At 62.1% G+C, this 16424-nt stretch carries 19 protein-coding genes; 13 read left to right on the top strand and 6 right to left on the bottom strand.

Features of this window, described 5'->3' with window-relative positions:
• Nucleotides 1-8: 8 nt before the first annotated feature.
• From V6M90_RS14185 to pilG, 4 genes are read right to left on the bottom strand one after another with little or no spacing between them, the layout of a single operon-like run.
• A complete protein-coding gene (locus V6M90_RS14185) occupies nucleotides 9-2060 on the bottom strand; it encodes a methyl-accepting chemotaxis protein (RefSeq protein WP_003176668.1) in 2052 nt (683 codons plus the stop codon).
• Nucleotides 2057-2581 (bottom strand): chemotaxis protein CheW, encoded by a 525-nt coding sequence (locus tag V6M90_RS14190; protein WP_003176669.1) that lies wholly within the window; start codon nucleotides 2579-2581, stop codon nucleotides 2057-2059. Before V6M90_RS14190 ends, V6M90_RS14185 begins: the two co-directional genes overlap by 4 nt.
• A 12-nt stretch (nucleotides 2582-2593) precedes the next feature.
• Entirely contained in the window at nucleotides 2594-2959 is a 366-nt protein-coding gene (gene pilH / locus V6M90_RS14195) for a twitching motility response regulator PilH (RefSeq protein ID WP_003176670.1), read from the bottom strand.
• A 46-nt stretch (nucleotides 2960-3005) separates the two neighbouring features.
• Nucleotides 3006-3413, bottom strand: a complete 408-nt coding sequence (gene pilG, locus V6M90_RS14200) for a twitching motility response regulator PilG (protein WP_003176671.1) — start codon at nucleotides 3411-3413, stop codon at nucleotides 3006-3008.
• A 238-nt stretch (nucleotides 3414-3651) separates the two neighbouring features.
• Between pilG and gshB the strand changes: the two genes are divergently transcribed.
• The 7 genes from gshB (at nucleotide 3652) to V6M90_RS14235 (ending at nucleotide 9686) form a co-directional block, all read left to right on the top strand.
• Entirely contained in the window at nucleotides 3652-4605 is a 954-nt protein-coding gene (gshB, locus tag V6M90_RS14205) for a glutathione synthase (protein ID WP_003176673.1), read from the top strand.
• Between the two features lie 77 nt (nucleotides 4606-4682).
• Nucleotides 4683-5588, top strand: coding sequence for an energy transducer TonB (locus V6M90_RS14210; RefSeq protein ID WP_003176674.1), 906 nt, complete (start codon nucleotides 4683-4685; stop codon nucleotides 5586-5588).
• A 214-nt stretch (nucleotides 5589-5802) separates the two neighbouring features.
• Nucleotides 5803-6372 (top strand): YqgE/AlgH family protein, encoded by a 570-nt coding sequence (locus tag V6M90_RS14215; protein WP_078826450.1) that lies wholly within the window; start codon nucleotides 5803-5805, stop codon nucleotides 6370-6372.
• Nucleotides 6372-6809, top strand: a complete 438-nt coding sequence (gene ruvX, locus V6M90_RS14220; RefSeq protein WP_003176676.1) for a Holliday junction resolvase RuvX — start codon at nucleotides 6372-6374, stop codon at nucleotides 6807-6809. The genes V6M90_RS14215 and ruvX overlap by 1 nt, the downstream gene beginning before the upstream one ends.
• Before the next feature lie 73 nt (nucleotides 6810-6882).
• Entirely contained in the window at nucleotides 6883-7389 is a 507-nt protein-coding gene (gene pyrR, locus V6M90_RS14225; RefSeq protein ID WP_332846703.1) for a bifunctional pyr operon transcriptional regulator/uracil phosphoribosyltransferase PyrR, read from the top strand.
• 24 nt (nucleotides 7390-7413) lie between these two features.
• Nucleotides 7414-8418: an aspartate carbamoyltransferase catalytic subunit gene (locus V6M90_RS14230; RefSeq protein WP_003176678.1), complete on the top strand. Its 1005-nt coding sequence runs from the start codon at nucleotides 7414-7416 to the stop codon at nucleotides 8416-8418.
• The gene (locus tag V6M90_RS14235) at nucleotides 8415-9686 is read left to right on the top strand and encodes a dihydroorotase (protein WP_141062895.1); all 1272 of its coding nucleotides are present in this window, start codon (nucleotides 8415-8417) and stop codon (nucleotides 9684-9686) included. The genes V6M90_RS14230 and V6M90_RS14235 overlap by 4 nt, the downstream gene beginning before the upstream one ends.
• Before the next feature lie 156 nt (nucleotides 9687-9842).
• On the opposite strand, the gene V6M90_RS14240 is transcribed toward V6M90_RS14235, so the two are convergent.
• Nucleotides 9843-10271: an NINE protein gene (locus tag V6M90_RS14240; RefSeq protein WP_003176680.1), complete on the bottom strand. Its 429-nt coding sequence runs from the start codon at nucleotides 10269-10271 to the stop codon at nucleotides 9843-9845.
• 250 nt (nucleotides 10272-10521) lie between these two features.
• On the opposite strand from V6M90_RS14240, the gene V6M90_RS14245 reads away from it, so the two are divergent.
• Entirely contained in the window at nucleotides 10522-11160 is a 639-nt protein-coding gene (locus V6M90_RS14245; RefSeq protein ID WP_003176681.1) for a C40 family peptidase, read from the top strand.
• Nucleotides 11161-11239: 79 nt separating this feature from the next.
• On the opposite strand, the gene V6M90_RS14250 is transcribed toward V6M90_RS14245, so the two are convergent.
• The gene (locus V6M90_RS14250; protein ID WP_003176682.1) at nucleotides 11240-12274 is read right to left on the bottom strand and encodes a type IV pilus twitching motility protein PilT; all 1035 of its coding nucleotides are present in this window, start codon (nucleotides 12272-12274) and stop codon (nucleotides 11240-11242) included.
• Nucleotides 12275-12331: 57 nt separating this feature from the next.
• Between V6M90_RS14250 and V6M90_RS14255 the strand changes: the two genes are divergently transcribed.
• The 5 genes from V6M90_RS14255 to metW all read left to right on the top strand — a co-directional run bounded on the left by V6M90_RS14255 (nucleotide 12332) and on the right by metW (nucleotide 16420).
• Nucleotides 12332-13018, top strand: a complete 687-nt coding sequence (locus V6M90_RS14255; protein WP_003176683.1) for a YggS family pyridoxal phosphate-dependent enzyme — start codon at nucleotides 12332-12334, stop codon at nucleotides 13016-13018.
• A gap of 33 nt (nucleotides 13019-13051) precedes the next feature.
• Nucleotides 13052-13870 (top strand): pyrroline-5-carboxylate reductase, encoded by an 819-nt coding sequence (gene proC, locus V6M90_RS14260; RefSeq protein ID WP_003176684.1) that lies wholly within the window; start codon nucleotides 13052-13054, stop codon nucleotides 13868-13870.
• A 25-nt stretch (nucleotides 13871-13895) separates the two neighbouring features.
• A complete protein-coding gene (locus tag V6M90_RS14265) occupies nucleotides 13896-14486 on the top strand; it encodes a YggT family protein (protein ID WP_003176685.1) in 591 nt (196 codons plus the stop codon).
• A 145-nt stretch (nucleotides 14487-14631) separates the two neighbouring features.
• Nucleotides 14632-15774, top strand: a complete 1143-nt coding sequence (gene metX, locus V6M90_RS14270; protein ID WP_003176686.1) for a homoserine O-succinyltransferase MetX — start codon at nucleotides 14632-14634, stop codon at nucleotides 15772-15774.
• Nucleotides 15775-15799: 25 nt separating this feature from the next.
• Nucleotides 15800-16420 carry a methionine biosynthesis protein MetW gene (gene metW / locus V6M90_RS14275; RefSeq protein ID WP_003176687.1) on the top strand — a complete coding sequence of 207 codons (621 nt, stop codon included), beginning with the start codon at nucleotides 15800-15802 and terminating at the stop codon, nucleotides 16418-16420.
• Nucleotides 16421-16424: the final 4 nt, after the last annotated feature.

Genomic DNA, 16424 nt, shown 5'->3' on the forward strand with positions numbered 1-16424 from the left:
ATCGCATTTCAATCATCAGCCTGTTTGGGCGGTGGAAGGGTGAAGCCCGACACCGACCTGCGTAACTGGCTGGCCATCTTCGCCAGATTGCCGATGCTTTCCGCCGTGGCGGTCGACCCCGACGACGTCTGCGTGGTGATCTGCTGGATCACGTTCATGGTCAGCGAGATTTGACCCGCCGACGAAGTCTGTTGCTGCGCCGCGTTGGAGATGCTCTGGATCAGCGCCGCCAGGGTTTTCGACACGCCTTCGATTTCTTCCAGCGCCACGCCCGCATCCTGGGCCAGCCGGGCTCCGCGCACCACTTCAGTGGTGGTCTGCTCCATGGAGATCACCGCTTCGTTGGTGTCGGCCTGGATCGCCCGCACCAGGGTCTCGATCTGCCGGGTGGCCGCCGATGAGCGTTCGGCCAGGCGCTGCACCTCATCGGCCACCACCGCAAAACCACGCCCGGCATCGCCGGCCATGCTCGCCTGGATCGCCGCGTTGAGGGCGAGGATGTTGGTCTGCTCGGCAATGTCGTCGATCAGGCTGACTATGTCGCCGATCTCCTGGGACGATTCGCCCAGGCGCTTGATGCGCTTGGCGGTGTCCTGGATCTGTTCGCGAATGTTGTCCATGCCGTGGATGGTGTTGTGCACCACCTCGTTGCCCTTGTTGGCGATCTCTACCGAACGCTCCGCCACCGCAGAGGATTCGGCGGCGTTGGCCGACACCTGGTCGATGGACTGGGCCATCTGGTTGATCGCGGTGGACGCCTCGGCGATCTGCTGGGCCTGATGCTCCGAGGCCTGGGCCAGGTGCATGGCGGTGGCCTGGGTATCCTGCACCGCGCCGGCAACCTGGCCGGCGGTGAGGTTGATCGTCGCGACCAGATCACGCAACTGGTCGACGGAATAGTTGATGGAATCGGCGATGGTGCCGGTGAAATCTTCGGTGACCGAGGCGGTCACGGTGAGGTCACCGTCGGCCAGGTCTTCGATTTCATCGAGCAGACGCATGATCGCGTTCTGGTTGCGCTCGTTCTTCTCGGCGGTCTCGTGCAGTTGGCGGTTGGTCTCGCGCACCATCACCAGGCCGATCAGGATGATCGAGGTCAACGCCAGCAAGCCCAGCACATAACCGCCGATGGTGTCGAAACTGCGCCCGCTGGCCAGGTTTTCGAAACCGGTGGCCAAGTGCGAGGCCTCATCGAGCAGGGTTTGCGACAGGTTGAAAATATTGCTCGCCGAGGCGCGTACCTGGAACAACTGCGGTGAGGTTTCGAGGATTTCATCCACGGAGCCTGAGACGAATTCGAACAGCTCGGCGATTTCCGTCAGCCGCGCGCGGGCGTCATGGTCTTCGACCTGGGTGATGCGCAGGCCCGGGTTGCCGTTGAGCATGCCATTAAGCACCTGACCGAAACGCGCCGCATCGCGGCCAAAGGCATCGGCGGCCTGCACGGCGGTTTCATCGCCCGCCAGTACCGTGTTGACCGCCCCCAGAATACGCTCGGCCAGCAGCGACTGGCGCTGGGCCAGGGCCACCTGGCTGGCCGGTGCGCCGCGCTGCAGCAGGATGTCGACGACCTTTTCCGATTCCATCTGCAATTGCGGCACGGTTTCGGCCAGGGTCGCCGCCACTTGGTGCAGGGACAGCACGGTCTGTTCGCTGGCGAGGATCGCGTCAGTGTTTTTCAGCAGTGCTTCCCAGTCGGTCTGCACCGCGCGCATTTCGGCGCGTACCGCACCGGGCGCCGCCGGCAGGCCGGTAGCCGGATCGCCTTTTTTCAGGTAACCCCAGCGCTGAGCGAAGTCGTTGCGCGCCTCCCCCAGCAGCTTGAACGCCGCCGCCTTGCCGGCGGCGGCTTCGGTGGCGTTCTTGGCTATACGTTGCGACAGCACACGCAGTTCACCGGCGTGGCCGATGTATTGCTTGTCGTAGGTGGACTGGGTGTTGAGGTACGCGAAGTTGGCGAACAACAGCATGATGAACACGATCAGGGCGATAAACAGCACGATGATCTGTGAGCGGCTGCGCGAGCCGGCCTGGGGTTTGGGCGTGGTAACGGTGGTCATGCGGCGACATCCATGAAGCCTGGGGCCTTGGCCAGAGCGAAGGGGCTGAAGACCTGCCACGGTGGGTCGCCGTCGAACCGGCCCTGGATAAACGGCGCGCCGGGGCCGGCGTTGGCCAGCAAGGCGTCTTGTGCGAAATGCTGCATCCCCACCACCTCGTCCACCAGCAGCCCGACAAACAGATCGTTGTATTCCACCACCAGCACGCGCCGTTGCCTGCGCGCCTTGGACAGCGCAAGCCCGAGGAAACCACCCAGGTCCATCACCGGCAGCAAGCGCCCGCGCAGGTTGGCCACGCCCCTGACCCAGGCCTTGACCCCGGGCATCAGCGTACAGCGAGGCTCATGCAGCACTTCGGCGATTTCACCCATCGGCGCCACATACCACTGTTCACCCAGGCGAAAACCGATACCGCTCCAGCGCTGCAGGCGGGTTTCCTGGGACGGCAGGTCGGCCGCCAGCAAGCGGCAGCGGCGGTCGATGTCCAGCAACAGCTCGAAGGCGGTTTGCGACTCGGTCATGATCGCGAACCTTTAACCGGCCAGCACCTTGTTCAGGGTGGCGATCAGGGTTTCTTCATCCACAGGCTTGGTCAGGTAGTCCTTGGCGCCTTGGCGTGCTCCCCAGATTTTGTCGGTTTCCTGGTCTTTGGTCGTGATGATGATGATCGGGATGGCGTTGGTTTCCGGCTCCTTGGACAGCTGCCGGGTGGCTTGGAAGCCATTGAGACCCGGCATCACGATGTCCATCAGGACCGCATCGGGCTTTTCCTGACGGGCCAGGGCCACGCCGTCCGCGCCGTTTTCGGCCTTGAGCACCTGGTGACCATGCTTTTCCAGCATGCCGGTGAGTTTGTACATTTCAGTCGGCGAATCGTCGACGATCAGAACGCGTGCCATGGTTTTCCCCGCTACATTGGTCGGCGCCAGCCCTTGTGAGGCGGCGTCAGTGTGCTTGTTCTACTGCTGCGAACCCCGGCACATAGGCCTTGATCGCGCTCAGCAGTTCTTCCTTGCTGAAAGGCTTGGTCAAAAACTGATCGACACCCACGATGCGCCCCTTGGCCTTGTCGAACAGGCCGTCCTTGGAGGACAGCATGATCACCGGGATCGACTTGAACGCCGGGTTGTTCTTCACCAGGGCGCAGGTCTGATAACCATCCAGGCGCGGCATCATGATGTCGACAAAGATAATGTGCGGGTGATGATCAACAATCCGGGCCAGGGCATCGAAACCGTCGATGGCCGTGATGACATCGCAGCCCACGTTCTTCAACAGCGTCTCGGCGGTGCGGCGGATGGTTTTCGAATCGTCGATCACCATCACTCTCAAGGCGTTGGAATGCTGTTCCATAGTTGCTCTACCATCGCCACAGCGAATCGGTTTTCGGTGTGTACTGCCTGATGCTTCACAGGATGAGCGCCGCAAGCCATGCAATTCAAGGGCTGCTGCGCCGTGGGAGTCTTTTTAGCACAGTCTCGGGGAGCAATCTATCGAGGCACCCGCCCGGTGGTTTTTCCTTGACCCACAACAGCCGCAGCGCCACTCTGACGCCACTTTTATGCGCCCAATTTGCCAGAGGAAATCCCCCATGAGCGTTCGCGTCGGCATTGTCATGGACCCTATTGCCAGCATTTCCTATAAAAAGGACAGCTCGCTGGCCATGCTCCTGGCCGCCCAGGCCCGCGGCTGGACCCTGTTCTATATGGAACAGCGCGACCTTTACCAGGGCGACGGCGAGGCCCGCGCACGCATGCGCCCGCTGCAGGTGTTTGCCAACCCTGAGAAATGGTTCGAGTTGCAGGACGAAATCGACAGCCCGTTGAGCGACCTGGATGTGATCCTGATGCGCAAGGACCCGCCGTTCGACATGGAGTTTGTCTACTCCACCTACCTGCTGGAGCAGGCCGAGCGCGCCGGTGTGCTGATCGTCAACAAGCCGCAGAGCCTGCGCGACTGCAACGAAAAGCTGTTCGCCACGCTCTTCCCGCAGTGCACGCCGCCGACCGTGGTCAGCCGCCGCGCCGATGTGCTGCGTGAATTTGCCGCCCAGCACGGCGATGTGATCCTCAAGCCGCTGGACGGCATGGGTGGCACCTCGATCTTCCGTCACCGCGCCGGCGACCCGAACCTGTCGGTGATCCTGGAGACCCTGACCGCCCTGGGCACCCAGCAGATCATGGGCCAGGCCTACCTGCCGGCGATCAAGGACGGCGACAAACGCATTCTGATGATCGACGGCGAGCCGGTGGATTACTGCCTGGCGCGGATCCCGGCGGCGGGCGAGACCCGTGGCAACCTGGCGGCCGGTGGTCGTGGCGAGGCACGGCCGTTGTCGGACAAGGACCGCTGGATCGCCAGCCAGGTCGGCCCGACCCTGCGCGAAAAAGGCCTGTTGTTTGTAGGCCTGGACGTAATTGGTGAACACCTCACCGAAATCAACGTCACCAGCCCCACCTGTATCCGTGAGATCGACAATGCATATGGCACGAACATCGGCGAAATGCTGATGGGCGCCATTGAGCGCAAGCTACAAGCCAAGTGACATAGAACAGCCGGACACGCACCAACATTGCGTTATCATGCGCCACCTGTGAAACGCGCGATGTTGGTTTTTTTGTCATGACACTCCCGTCCGATCTGCCCCCCGAACTCTCCCACCGCGGCGTGCGCCCGGCTGATCGGCTCGGATTTACCCTGTTCCTGGCCGCATTGCTTCACCTGGCCGTGCTCCTCGGGGTGGGGTTCACCCTGGTCGAACCCAAGCAGATCACCAAGACCCTGGAAATCACCCTCGCCACGTTCAAGAGCGAAAAGAAGCCTGAAAAAGCGGACTTTCTCGCTCAGGACAACCAGCAAGGCAGCGGCACCCTGGACAAGAAAGCCGTGCCCAAGACCACTGAAGTGGCGCCGTTCCAGGACAACAAGGTGAATAAAGTCACGCCGCCTCCGGCGCCCAAGCCCGAGGTCAAGCAGGCCACGCCCAAGCCTGCGGTGGCCACCGTCGCGCCCAAGCCGCAAAAAGCCCCGACCCAGCGCGAGAAGACCAAGACCGAGCCGACGCCTGAACCGGTGAAGCCGGCGCCGACCTTCGACAGCTCGACGCTGTCCGACGAAATTTCCAGCCTGGAAGCCGAGCTGGCCCATGAGCAACAGCTGTACGCCAAGCGCCCGCGCATCTACCGCTTGAATGCCGCGTCGACCATGCGTGACAAAGGGGCCTGGTATAAGGACGAGTGGCGCAAGAAAGTCGAGCGCATCGGCAACCTCAACTACCCCGAAGAGGCCCGTCGCCAGCAGATTTATGGCAATTTGCGCCTGCTGGTGTCGATCAACCGCGACGGCACGTTATATGAGGTGCAGGTGCTCGAGTCCTCCGGGCAACCGCTGCTGGACCAGGCCGCCCAGCGCATCGTGCGCCTGGCCGCGCCTTTCGCGCCGTTCAGCGGTGACCTGAACGACGTGGACCGCCTGGAAATCATCCGCACCTGGAAATTCGCCAAGGGCGATCGGCTCTCAAGCAACTGACCTTCTGTTGGTCGGGCTCGTTGTGGCGAGGGAGCTTGCTCCCGTTGGTCTGCGCAGCAGACCCAATACATGCACCCATTATTTCCAATTGAAACGCAATGACCGGTTTTAGGGCCGCTTCGCGACCCAGCGGGAGCAAGCTCCCTCGCCACAAGACAGCACAAGGCTCACTCCCGGCTTGTCAGTTCGCCCCTCCAACGCCACACTAGCGGACATGAAAAATGTCAGCCCGACCTACCTCAAGCACCAATTCCTGATCGCCATGCCCCATATGGCCGACCCGAACTTTGCGCAGACCTTGACCTACATCGTCGAGCACACGGCCAACGGTGCCATGGGGTTGGTGGTGAATCGCCCGCAGGAGCTGAACCTGGCCGATATCCTCGAGCAACTGCGCCCAGAGATCGAGCCGCCGGCCCGTTGCCAGCATGTGCCGATCTACATCGGCGGGCCGGTGCAGACCGATCGCGGTTTTGTGCTGCACCCGACCGGGCCGACGTTCCAGGCCACGGTGGACCTGGACGGCGTGTCGCTGTCCACCTCTCAGGACGTGTTGTTTGCGATTGCCGATGGCGTAGGCCCCGAGCAAAGTGTCATCACCCTGGGTTACGCCGGCTGGGAAGCCGGGCAACTGGAAGCAGAACTGGCCAGCAATGCCTGGCTGACCTGTCCGTTCGACGCCGACATCCTGTTCAACACTGCCAGCGAACTGCGCCTGGAAGCGGCCGCCGCCAAGCTGCGGGTCAACCTCAGCCTGTTGACCAGCCAGGCGGGGCACGCTTGATGGCCTTGCGTCTGATCCTGGGTTTTGACTACGGCACCAAACAGATCGGCGTTGCGGTCGGCCAGGTCATCACCGGCCAGGCCCGCGAACTGTGCACCCTCAAGGCCCAGAACGGCATACCGGACTGGAACCAGGTCGAAGCCCTGATCAAGGAATGGAAGCCCGACGCAGTGGTGGTCGGCCTGCCTCTGAACATGGATGGCACCCCCAGCGACATGTGCCTGCGCGCCGAAAAGTTCGCCCGCCGCCTCAACGGCCGCTACAACATCCCCTTCTATACCCACGATGAACGCCTGACCACCTTTGAAGCCAAGGGTGAGCGACGTGACCGTGGCGGGCAGAAGGGCAGCTACCGCGACAACCCTGTGGATGCAATCGCGGCCGCCCTGCTGTTGCAGGGTTGGCTGGATGAAAACACTGCTTTATTTGAATCCTGACTGACGCGGCTTGCCGCGTCTTCTTACGTTTGAGCCCGGAACTTGCCTACAGCAAGGCCCTGAAGGAGCCACCATGAGCCTGCCGAATCCCGCCGAACTGATCAGCCAGATGGCGATACGCCTCAAGGCGCACCTGGAACACCGTGGCATCAGCGAGCCGCGCTTCATCGGCATTCGCACCGGTGGCGTGTGGGTGGCCCAGGCGCTGCTGGAAGCACTGGGCAGCGATTCGCCCCTGGGCACCCTGGACGTATCCTTCTACCGCGACGACTTCAGCCAGAACGGCCTGCACCCGCAAGTGCAACCCTCGGCCCTGCCGTTCGAGGTCGAAGGCCAGCACCTGGTGCTGATCGACGACGTGCTGATGAGCGGCCGCACCATCCGCGCTGCCATGAACGAGCTGTTCGACTACGGCCGCCCAGCCAGCATCACGCTGGTGTGCCTGCTCGACCTGGACGCCGGCGAACTGCCGATCAGCCCGGACGTGGTCGGTGCCACGCTGTCCCTTGAGGCCAGCCAGCGAGTAAAATTGTCCGGTCCTACGCCGCTCGAACTCGAACTGCAAGACCTTGCCCTTTAAACCGCCTTGTAAAGAGTCCCCGCGATGACGCCTCTAGATGCCAAGCGCCCGCTGCAGCTCAATGCTCAGGGCCAGTTGCAACACTTCTTGTCCCTCGACGGTTTGCCCCGCGAACTGCTCACCGAGATCCTCGACACCGCCGACTCGTTCCTCGAAGTCGGTGGCCGGGCGGTGAAGAAGGTCCCGCTGCTACGCGGCAAAACCATCTGCAACGTGTTCTTCGAGAACTCCACGCGCACCCGCACCACCTTTGAACTGGCGGCCCAGCGGCTGTCGGCCGACGTAATCACGCTGAACGTGTCCACCTCATCGGCGAGCAAGGGCGAGACCCTGCTCGACACCCTGCGCAACCTGGAAGCCATGGCCGCCGACATGTTCGTGGTGCGCCACGGTGACTCCGGCGCCGCGCATTTCATCGCCGAGCACGTGTGCCCGCAGGTGGCGATCATCAACGGCGGCGACGGCCGCCACGCCCACCCGACCCAGGGCATGCTCGATATGCTCACCATCCGTCGGCACAAGGGCAGCTTTGAAAACCTCTCGGTGGCCATCGTCGGCGACATCCTGCACTCGCGGGTGGCGCGTTCGAACATGCTCGCGCTCAAAGCCCTGGGATGCCCGGATATCCGCGTGATCGCACCGAAAACCCTGCTGCCTATCGGTATCGAGCAGTACGGCGTGAAGGTCTACACCGACATGGCCACGGGCCTCAAGGATGTGGACGTGGTGATCATGCTGCGCCTGCAACGAGAGCGCATGGCCGGTGGCCTGCTGCCGAGCGAAGGTGAATTCTACCGCCTGTTCGGCCTCACCACCGCGCGCCTGGCCGGCGCCAAGCCGGATGCCATCGTGATGCACCCGGGCCCGATCAACCGAGGGGTGGAGATTGAGTCGGCGGTGGCCGACGGTAACCAGTCGGTGATCCTCAACCAGGTCACCTACGGCATCGCCGTGCGCATGGCGGTGTTGTCCATGGCCATGAGCGGGCAAACCGCGCAACGTCAATTCGAGCAGGAGAACGCCCAGTGAAGCTCAGCATTCTTGGCGCGCGCGTTATCGATCCGGCCACTGGCCTGGACGCCGTTACTGACCTTCATCTGGAAGCCGGCAAGATCATCGCTATCGGCGCCGCCCCCGGCGGTTTCACCGCGGTCGAGACCCTTGATGCCACTGGCCTGGTAGCCGCCCCTGGGCTGGTAGACCTCAACGTCGCCCTGCGCGAACCGGGTTACAGCCGCAAAGGCAGCATCGCCAGCGAAACCCGTGCCGCTGCGGCCGGCGGCGTGACCAGCCTGTGCTGCCCGCCGCACACCAAGCCGGTGCTGGACACCTCGGCCGTGACCGAGCTGATCCTCGACCGCGCCCGTGAAGCCGGCAATTGCAAAGTGTTCCCCATCGGCGCCCTGAGCAAAGGCCTCGAAGGCGAACAGCTTGCAGAACTCATTGCACTGCGCGACGCCGGCTGCGTGGCGTTCGGCAACGGCCTGCAAGGTTTCCGCAGTACACGCACGCTGTGCCGCGCCCTGGAATACGCGGCCACCTTCGATTTGACGGTGATCTTCCATTCCCAGGACCGCGACCTGGCCGAAGGTGGCCTGGCCCATGAAGGCGCCGTGGCCAGCTTCCTCGGCCTGCCGGGCATTCCGGAAACCGCCGAAACCGTGGCCCTGGCCCGCGACCTGTTGCTGGTGGAGCAAAGCGGCGTGCGCGCGCACTTCAGCCAGCTGACCAGCGCCCGTGGTGTGGCCCTGATCGCCCAGGCCCAGGCCCGTGGCCTGCCGGTAACGGCGGATGTGGCGTTGTATCAATTGATTCTGACGGACGAGGCGCTGATCGACTTCTCCAGCCTGTACCACGTGCAGCCGCCGCTGCGCACCCTGGCCGACCGCGAGGGTTTGCGCGCGGCAGTGAAGTCCGGTGTGGTCTCGGCGATTTCCAGCCACCATCAGCCCCACGAGCGTGACGCCAAGCTGGCGCCGTTTGGCGCGACAGAACCGGGCATCAGCAGCGTCGAGCTGTTGCTGCCATTGGCCATGACGTTGGTGGAAGACGGTTTGCTGGACTTGCCGACGCTGCTGGCACGCCTGAGCGCCGGACCGGCTGAGGCGTTGCGCCTGCCGGCGGGTAAGTTGGCGGTGGGTGCGGCGGCGGACCTGGTGCTGTTTGATCCGGCCAGCTCCACGATTGCCGGGGAACACTGGCTGTCCAAGGGTGAGAACTGCCCGTTCATCGGGCATAGCCTGCCGGCGAGCGTACGCTACACCCTGGTGGATGGGCGCATCAGCTACCAGGCCTGAACCGCTCTAAAGCGGACACAGTAACAAGTGGGGGGGGGCTTGCTCCCGATATAGGTGGATCAGTCACAGATGCAGTGACTGACACTGCGCTATCGGGAGCAAGTCGAATCGTCGCACCGCCCCTCCCACATTTGGTTCTGCAGTATGGCTGAGAGATCAACGTCCGCCATTACGCTCGGCATTGCGGATCGAAATCTGCGTGTTCAACGTCCAGAAGTCATACAGCACCCCGACCAGGAACAAACCGCCGGTCAACAGGTAGATCAGGCCGGAGATCCACTTGCCCTGGTACATGCGGTGCACGCCGAATACCCCGAGAAACGCCAATAGGATCCAGGCCACGTTGTATTCGATGGGCCCGGCGGTAAAGCGCAGGTCGGCTTCACGGTCCATGGCCGGGATCAGGAACAGGTCGATCAGCCAGCCGATACCCAAAAGCCCCAGGGTAAAAAACCAGATCGTACCGGTGACGGGCTTGCCGTAATAAAAGCGATGCGCCCCGGTAAATCCGAAAATCCATAGCAGGTAGCCAATCACCTTGCTGTGAGTGTCTTGATGCGGGCCAACCTGTTGATAGGTGTTCATGGAGTACCTCATTTGGGTCGATAGATAAATTTTTTCACTTTCTTTGTGACTTTTTTACAAGCGCCCGACGTACGGTAAATGGTATCTTCCCTGCCCTGAAAGCCTTATGCCACCTGACTTGTGTAGGACAATTGCGGCGAATCGTCGCGTTTTTCCTGATTTTGACCGCAAGGTTCAGTCGACAAACGGCCTGAGAACGGCACAAAAAGCTGTTATAAAGTTGCGCGCAAACCCATAAGAGCCACGCCTAATGCGACCATTTTTCAAGACATGGCTAACCATTTGCCTATTAATGCCATTGGCCGCCCACGCCACCAATCGTGAGCAACGACTTCCGAACGTTAACGGTTTCACCCCTAAAGTTCACAGCACACCCAGCACCGCCAAGTCGGTAAAGCCGACCGTCAGCCGCCCAACTCAACTGAGCAAGGCCCACGGTAAAGCAGCTCCCGGCCTGATGGCTGTCAACACCAAGCAAAGCAGCACCGTGCTCAGCCGCGCCGTCAACGTGCTCGGTACACCTTATCGTTGGGGCGGCAGCAGCCCAAGTAAAGGGTTCGACTGCAGCGGCCTGGTGAAATACGCGTTTAACGACGTAAAAGCCGTGGATTTGCCGCGCACCTCCAATGCCATGGCCGCCGGCCACGGGCAGAAGGTGGATCGCAAGGACTTGAAGCCGGGCGACCTGCTGTTCTTCAAACTCAAGAGCCGCCAGGTGAACCACGTTGCCATCTACCTGGGCAACGACCGCTTCATCCACGCACCGCGTCGTGGCAAGTCGGTGAGCATTGACACGCTGAAAAAGCCGTTCTGGGACAAGAACTACGTGATTGCCAAGCGGGTTCTGCCCAAAGAGCAGAACAGCAACCTGCGGATCGTGCAACGCTGATCTTCAGCTGAAATGCAGTAACCAATGTGGGAGGGGCTTGCCCTCTCCCACATTTGGATCGCCTTATATCTCCCCGATCCTATATATCTGCAGGCACCCTCGCCTTCTCCCGAGCCGCCTCCCGGCTGATCACCCCCTCCCCGACCAACGCCTTCAAACTCATATCCAACGTTTTCATCCCCAACGCCCCACCGGTCTGAATGGCCGAGACCATCTGCGCCACCTTGTCCTCGCGGATCAGGTTCCGAATGGCCGGTGTGCCCAGCATGATTTCATGGGCCGCCACGCGCCCGCCGCCGAGTTTTTTCACCAGCACCTGGGACACCACCGCTTGCAGCGACTCCGACAGCATCGAGCGCACCATGGCCTTTTCGCCTGCCGGAAACACGTCCACCAAGCGATCCACGGTTTTCGCCGCCGAGGTTGTGTGCAGCGTGCCGAAGACCAGGTGCCCGGTCTCGGCAGCCGTCAACGCCAGGCGGATGGTTTCCAGGTCGCGCAACTCGCCTACCAGGATCACGTCCGGGTCTTCGCGCAGCGCCGAGCGTAGCGCTACCGAAAAACTGTGCGTATCACGGTGCACCTGACGCTGGTTGATCAGCGCGGTTTTCGGCGTGTGGATAAATTCGATCGGATCTTCCAGCGTGAGGATGTGCTGGCGCCGATGCTGATTGAGGTAGTCGATCATCGCAGCCAGGGTGGTGGACTTGCCGGAGCCGGTGGGCCCGGTCACCAGCACCAGGCCGCGGGGCAACTGGGCGATGCGCTGGAATACTTCCCCAAGGCCCAGACTCTCCAGGCTTTGGACCTCGGTCGGGATGGTGCGAAACACTGCGCCCATGCCGCGCTCCTGCTGGAACACGTTTACCCGGAACCGCGCCACACCGGGCAGCTCGAACGCGAAGTCCGTTTCAAGAGATGTTTCGAAATCCTTTTGTTGATGCTCGTTGAGCAGCGGGCTTAACAAGTCCGCCACTTGACGGGCTGCCAGCCTTGGCCAATCCAGGGGCCAAACCTCGCCATCGATCCTCAGCATGGGTGCCAGGCCGGCCGAGAGATGCAGGTCGGAGGCGCCCCGGCGCACGCCAACCGTCAGCAATTCAGTGATATCCATAGGGCTTTCCATTTCCAGTAGAATGCCGCGGACTCCATATCCACGGGCGCATCTTGAATGTCGACGATAGCAGACAATATCGGCCAGGTTAGCCGGCGCATCCGCGCTGCAGCCGACGCCGTGCAACGTGACGCAAACAGCATCCACCTGCTGGCCGTGAGCAAGACCAAACCCGCGCAAGCCGTTCGCGAAGCCTATGCCGCCGGGATGCGCGACTTCGGCGAGAACTATCTGCAGGAAGCCTTGGGCAAACAGGCCGAATTGACCGACCTGCCCTTGAGTTGGCACTTCATCGGCCCCATTCAATCGAACAAGACTCGCGCGATCGCCGAGAACTTCGCCTGGGTGCATTCCGTGGACCGTCTGAAAATCGCACAACGCTTGTCCGAACAACGCCCGGCCGACCTGCCGCCGCTGAATATCTGCATCCAGGTCAACGTCAGCGGCGAAGCCAGCAAGTCCGGCTGCACGCCCGCCGACCTGCCGGCCCTGGCCAATGCGATCAGCGCCCTGCCTCGCTTGAAGCTGCGCGGTTTGATGGCGATTCCCGAGCCGACAGAAGATCGGGCCGAGCAAGATGCGGCGTTCGCCACCGTGCGCGAGCTGCAAGCCGGTTTGAACCTGCCGCTCGACACACTTTCCATGGGCATGAGCCACGACCTTGAGTCGGCCATCGCCCAAGGCGCCACCTGGGTGCGGATCGGTACCGCATTGTTTGGCGCCCGCGACTACGGCCAGCCTTGAAATGGCTGACTTCCATCTAGCTAAGGACCTGTCATGACAGACACGCGTATTGCCTTTATCGGCGCCGGTAACATGGCGGCCAGCCTGATCGGCGGCCTGCGGGCCAAAGGCCTGGACGCCGCGCAGATCCGCGCCAGCGATCCGGGGGCCGACACCCGCGCCCGCATCAGTGCCGAACACGGTATCGAGACCTTTGCCGACAACGCCGAGGCCATCCAGGGCGTCGACGTGATCGTGCTGGCGGTCAAGCCGCAAGCCATGAAGGCCGTGTGCGAAAGCCTGCGCCCGAGCCTGCAGCCGCACCAACTGGTGGTGTCCATCGCAGCCGGTATTACCTGCGCCAGTATGAACCACTGGCTTGGCGCCCAGCCGATCGTGCGCTGCATGCCCAACACCCCGTCGCTGCTGCGCCAGGGTGTGAGTGGCCTGTACGCCACCGCCCAAGTGAGCGCCGCACAACGCGAGCAGGCGCAGGTGCTGCTGTCCGCCGTGGGCATCGCCCTGTGGCTGGAACAGGAGCAGCAACTGGACGCGGTCACCGCCGTGTCCGGCAGCGGCCCGGCGTACTTCTTCCTGCTGATCGAAGCCATGACCGCCGCCGGCGTGAAACTGGGCCTCTCCAAGGAAGTGGCTGAGCAACTGGCCGAGCAAACCGCACTGGGCGCCGCGAAGATGGCCGTCGCCAGTGACGTGGACGCTGCCGAGTTGCGCCGTCGCGTCACTTCCCCAGGGGGCACCACACAAGCCGCCATCGAATCGTTCCAGGCCGGGGGCTTTGAAGCCCTGGTGGAAAAAGCACTGGGTGCCGCGGCACATCGTTCGGCCGAAATGGCCGAACAGCTGGGCAAATAGTCGTCTCCCTACGAAGGAATACATGATGCTTGGACTCAATAGTGCCCTCATCTTCATCATCCAGACCTTGGGCAGCCTGTACCTGCTGATCGTGCTGATGCGTTTTATCCTGCAACTGGTGCGGGCGAACTTCTATAACCCGCTGTGCCAGTTCGTGGTGAAGGCCACCCAGCCGCTGCTCAAGCCACTGCGCCGGGTGATCCCGAGCATGTTCGGCCTGGACATGTCGTCGCTGGTGCTGGCGCTGCTGTTGCAGATTCTGTTGTTCATGGTGGTCCTCCTGCTGCTCATGGGCTATGTGCCCCTCACGCCGCTGCTGTTGCCATGGGCGCTGATTGGCATCTTCTCGCTGTTTTTGAAGATCATTTTCTGGTCGATGATCATCAGCGTGATTCTGTCGTGGGTCGCTCCCGGCAGCCGCAGCCCTGGTGCCGAACTGGTCTACCAGATCACCGAGCCGGTGCTGGCACCGTTCCGCCGCTGGATCCCGAACCTGGGCGGCCTGGATATCTCGCCGATCTTCGCGTTTATCGCGATCCAACTCATACAGGGCTGGGTGATCCCGTACGTGGCTGATTACGCGGGTATGCCCAAGGAACTGTTTGGGCTGATCTGACGCGGATCATAATGTGGGAGGGGGCAATTCGAATCGTCGCACCGCCCCTCCCACATTTTGTATCTGTGTACCGGCGCAGACCTTCGCTTGCCGCTAGGGTCCCCGCTCTTTAGACTTACGCCTCATTTAAACGAGAGCAGGGTCGATGCCAGCTGTCTTTCCCCCCGATTCTGTTGGACTGGTCGCCCCCCAAGTGGCGCACTTCAGCGAACCGCTGGCCCTGGCCTGCGGGCGTTCGCTGCCAGCCTATGACCTCATCTACGAAACCTACGGCCAACTGAACGCCACGGCGAGCAACGCGGTGCTGATCTGCCATGCCCTGTCCGGTCATCATCACGCCGCCGGTTTCCATTCTGTCGACGAGCGCAAGCCCGGCTGGTGGGACAGCTGCATCGGCCCCGGCAAGCCCATCGACACCACCCAGTTCTTTGTGGTCAGCCTGAACAACCTCGGCGGTTGCAACGGCTCCACCGGCCCCAGCAGCCTCAACCCGGAAACCGGCAAGCCGTTCGGCGCCGACTTCCCGGTGCTCACCGTGGAAGACTGGGTGCACAGCCAGGCGCGCCTGGCCGATCTGCTCGGCATCAACCAGTGGGCGGCGGTGATCGGCGGCAGCCTGGGCGGCATGCAGGCACTGCAGTGGACCATCACTTACCCGGATCGCGTGCGCCATTGCCTGGCAATCGCCTCGGCCCCCAAATTGTCGGCGCAGAACATCGCCTTCAACGAAGTGGCGCGCCAGGCGATCCTCACCGACCCCGAGTTCCACGGCGGCTCGTTCCAGGAAGCGGGCGTGATCCCCAAGCGCGGCTTGATGCTGGCGCGGATGGTCGGGCATATCACTTACCTGTCCGACGATTCCATGGGCGAGAAATTCGGCCGTGGCCTCAAGAGCGAAAAGCTCAACTACGACTTCCACAGCGTCGAGTTCCAGGTGGAAAGCTACCTGCGCTATCAGGGCGAGGAGTTCTCGGGGCGTTTCGACGCCAATACCTACCTGTTGATGACCAAGGCCCTGGACTATTTCGACCCGGCGGCCAGCTTTGATGACGACCTGGCGAAAACCTTCGAGCACGCCACGGCGAAGTTCTGCGTGATGTCGTTCACTACCGACTGGCGCTTCTCGCCCGCGCGCTCCCGTGAGCTGGTGGATGCCCTGATGGCCGCGCGCAAAGACGTCTGCTACCTGGAAATCGATGCACCACAAGGCCACGACGCCTTCCTGATCCCGATCCCGCGCTACCTGCAGGCGTTTCGCAACTACATGAACCGAATCACGCTTATATGAATTGCTTACGCTTTGGGAGAACGCCATGAGAGCCGACCTGGAAATCATCCAAGACTGGATCCCCGCCGGCAGCCGCGTGCTCGACCTCGGCTGCGGCGATGGCGAACTGCTGAGCTGGTTGCGCGACCACAAGCAAGTGACCGGCTATGGCCTGGAAAACGACCCGGATAACATCGCCCAGTGCGTGGCCAAGGGCATCAACGTGATCGAGCAGGACCTGGACAAGGGCCTGGGCAACTTTGCCAGCAACAGCTTCGATATCGTCGTCATGACCCAGGCCCTGCAAGCGGTGCACTACCCGGACCGGATCCTCGATGAAATGCTGCGCGTAGGTCGCCAATGCATCATCACCTTTCCCAATTTCGGGCACTGGCGCTGCCGCTGGTACCTGGCCACCAAGGGCCGCATGCCGGTGTCGGACTTCCTGCCATACACCTGGTACAACACGCCGAACATCCACTTCTGCACCTTCGAAGACTTCGAAGCACTGTGCGGCGAGCGCGAAGCCAAGGTGATCAACCGCCTGGCCGTCGATCAACAGCATCGCCACGGCTGGGCGAGTAAGCTATGGCCCAATTTGTTGGGTGAAATCGGAATTTACCGGGTCAGCAGCCCTGGCCTGACCGAACACAAGATTGCCGTCTAATCAT

The organism is Pseudomonas lactucae (assembly GCF_036688725.1).
Taxonomy (GTDB): domain Bacteria; phylum Pseudomonadota; class Gammaproteobacteria; order Pseudomonadales; family Pseudomonadaceae; genus Aquipseudomonas; species Aquipseudomonas lactucae.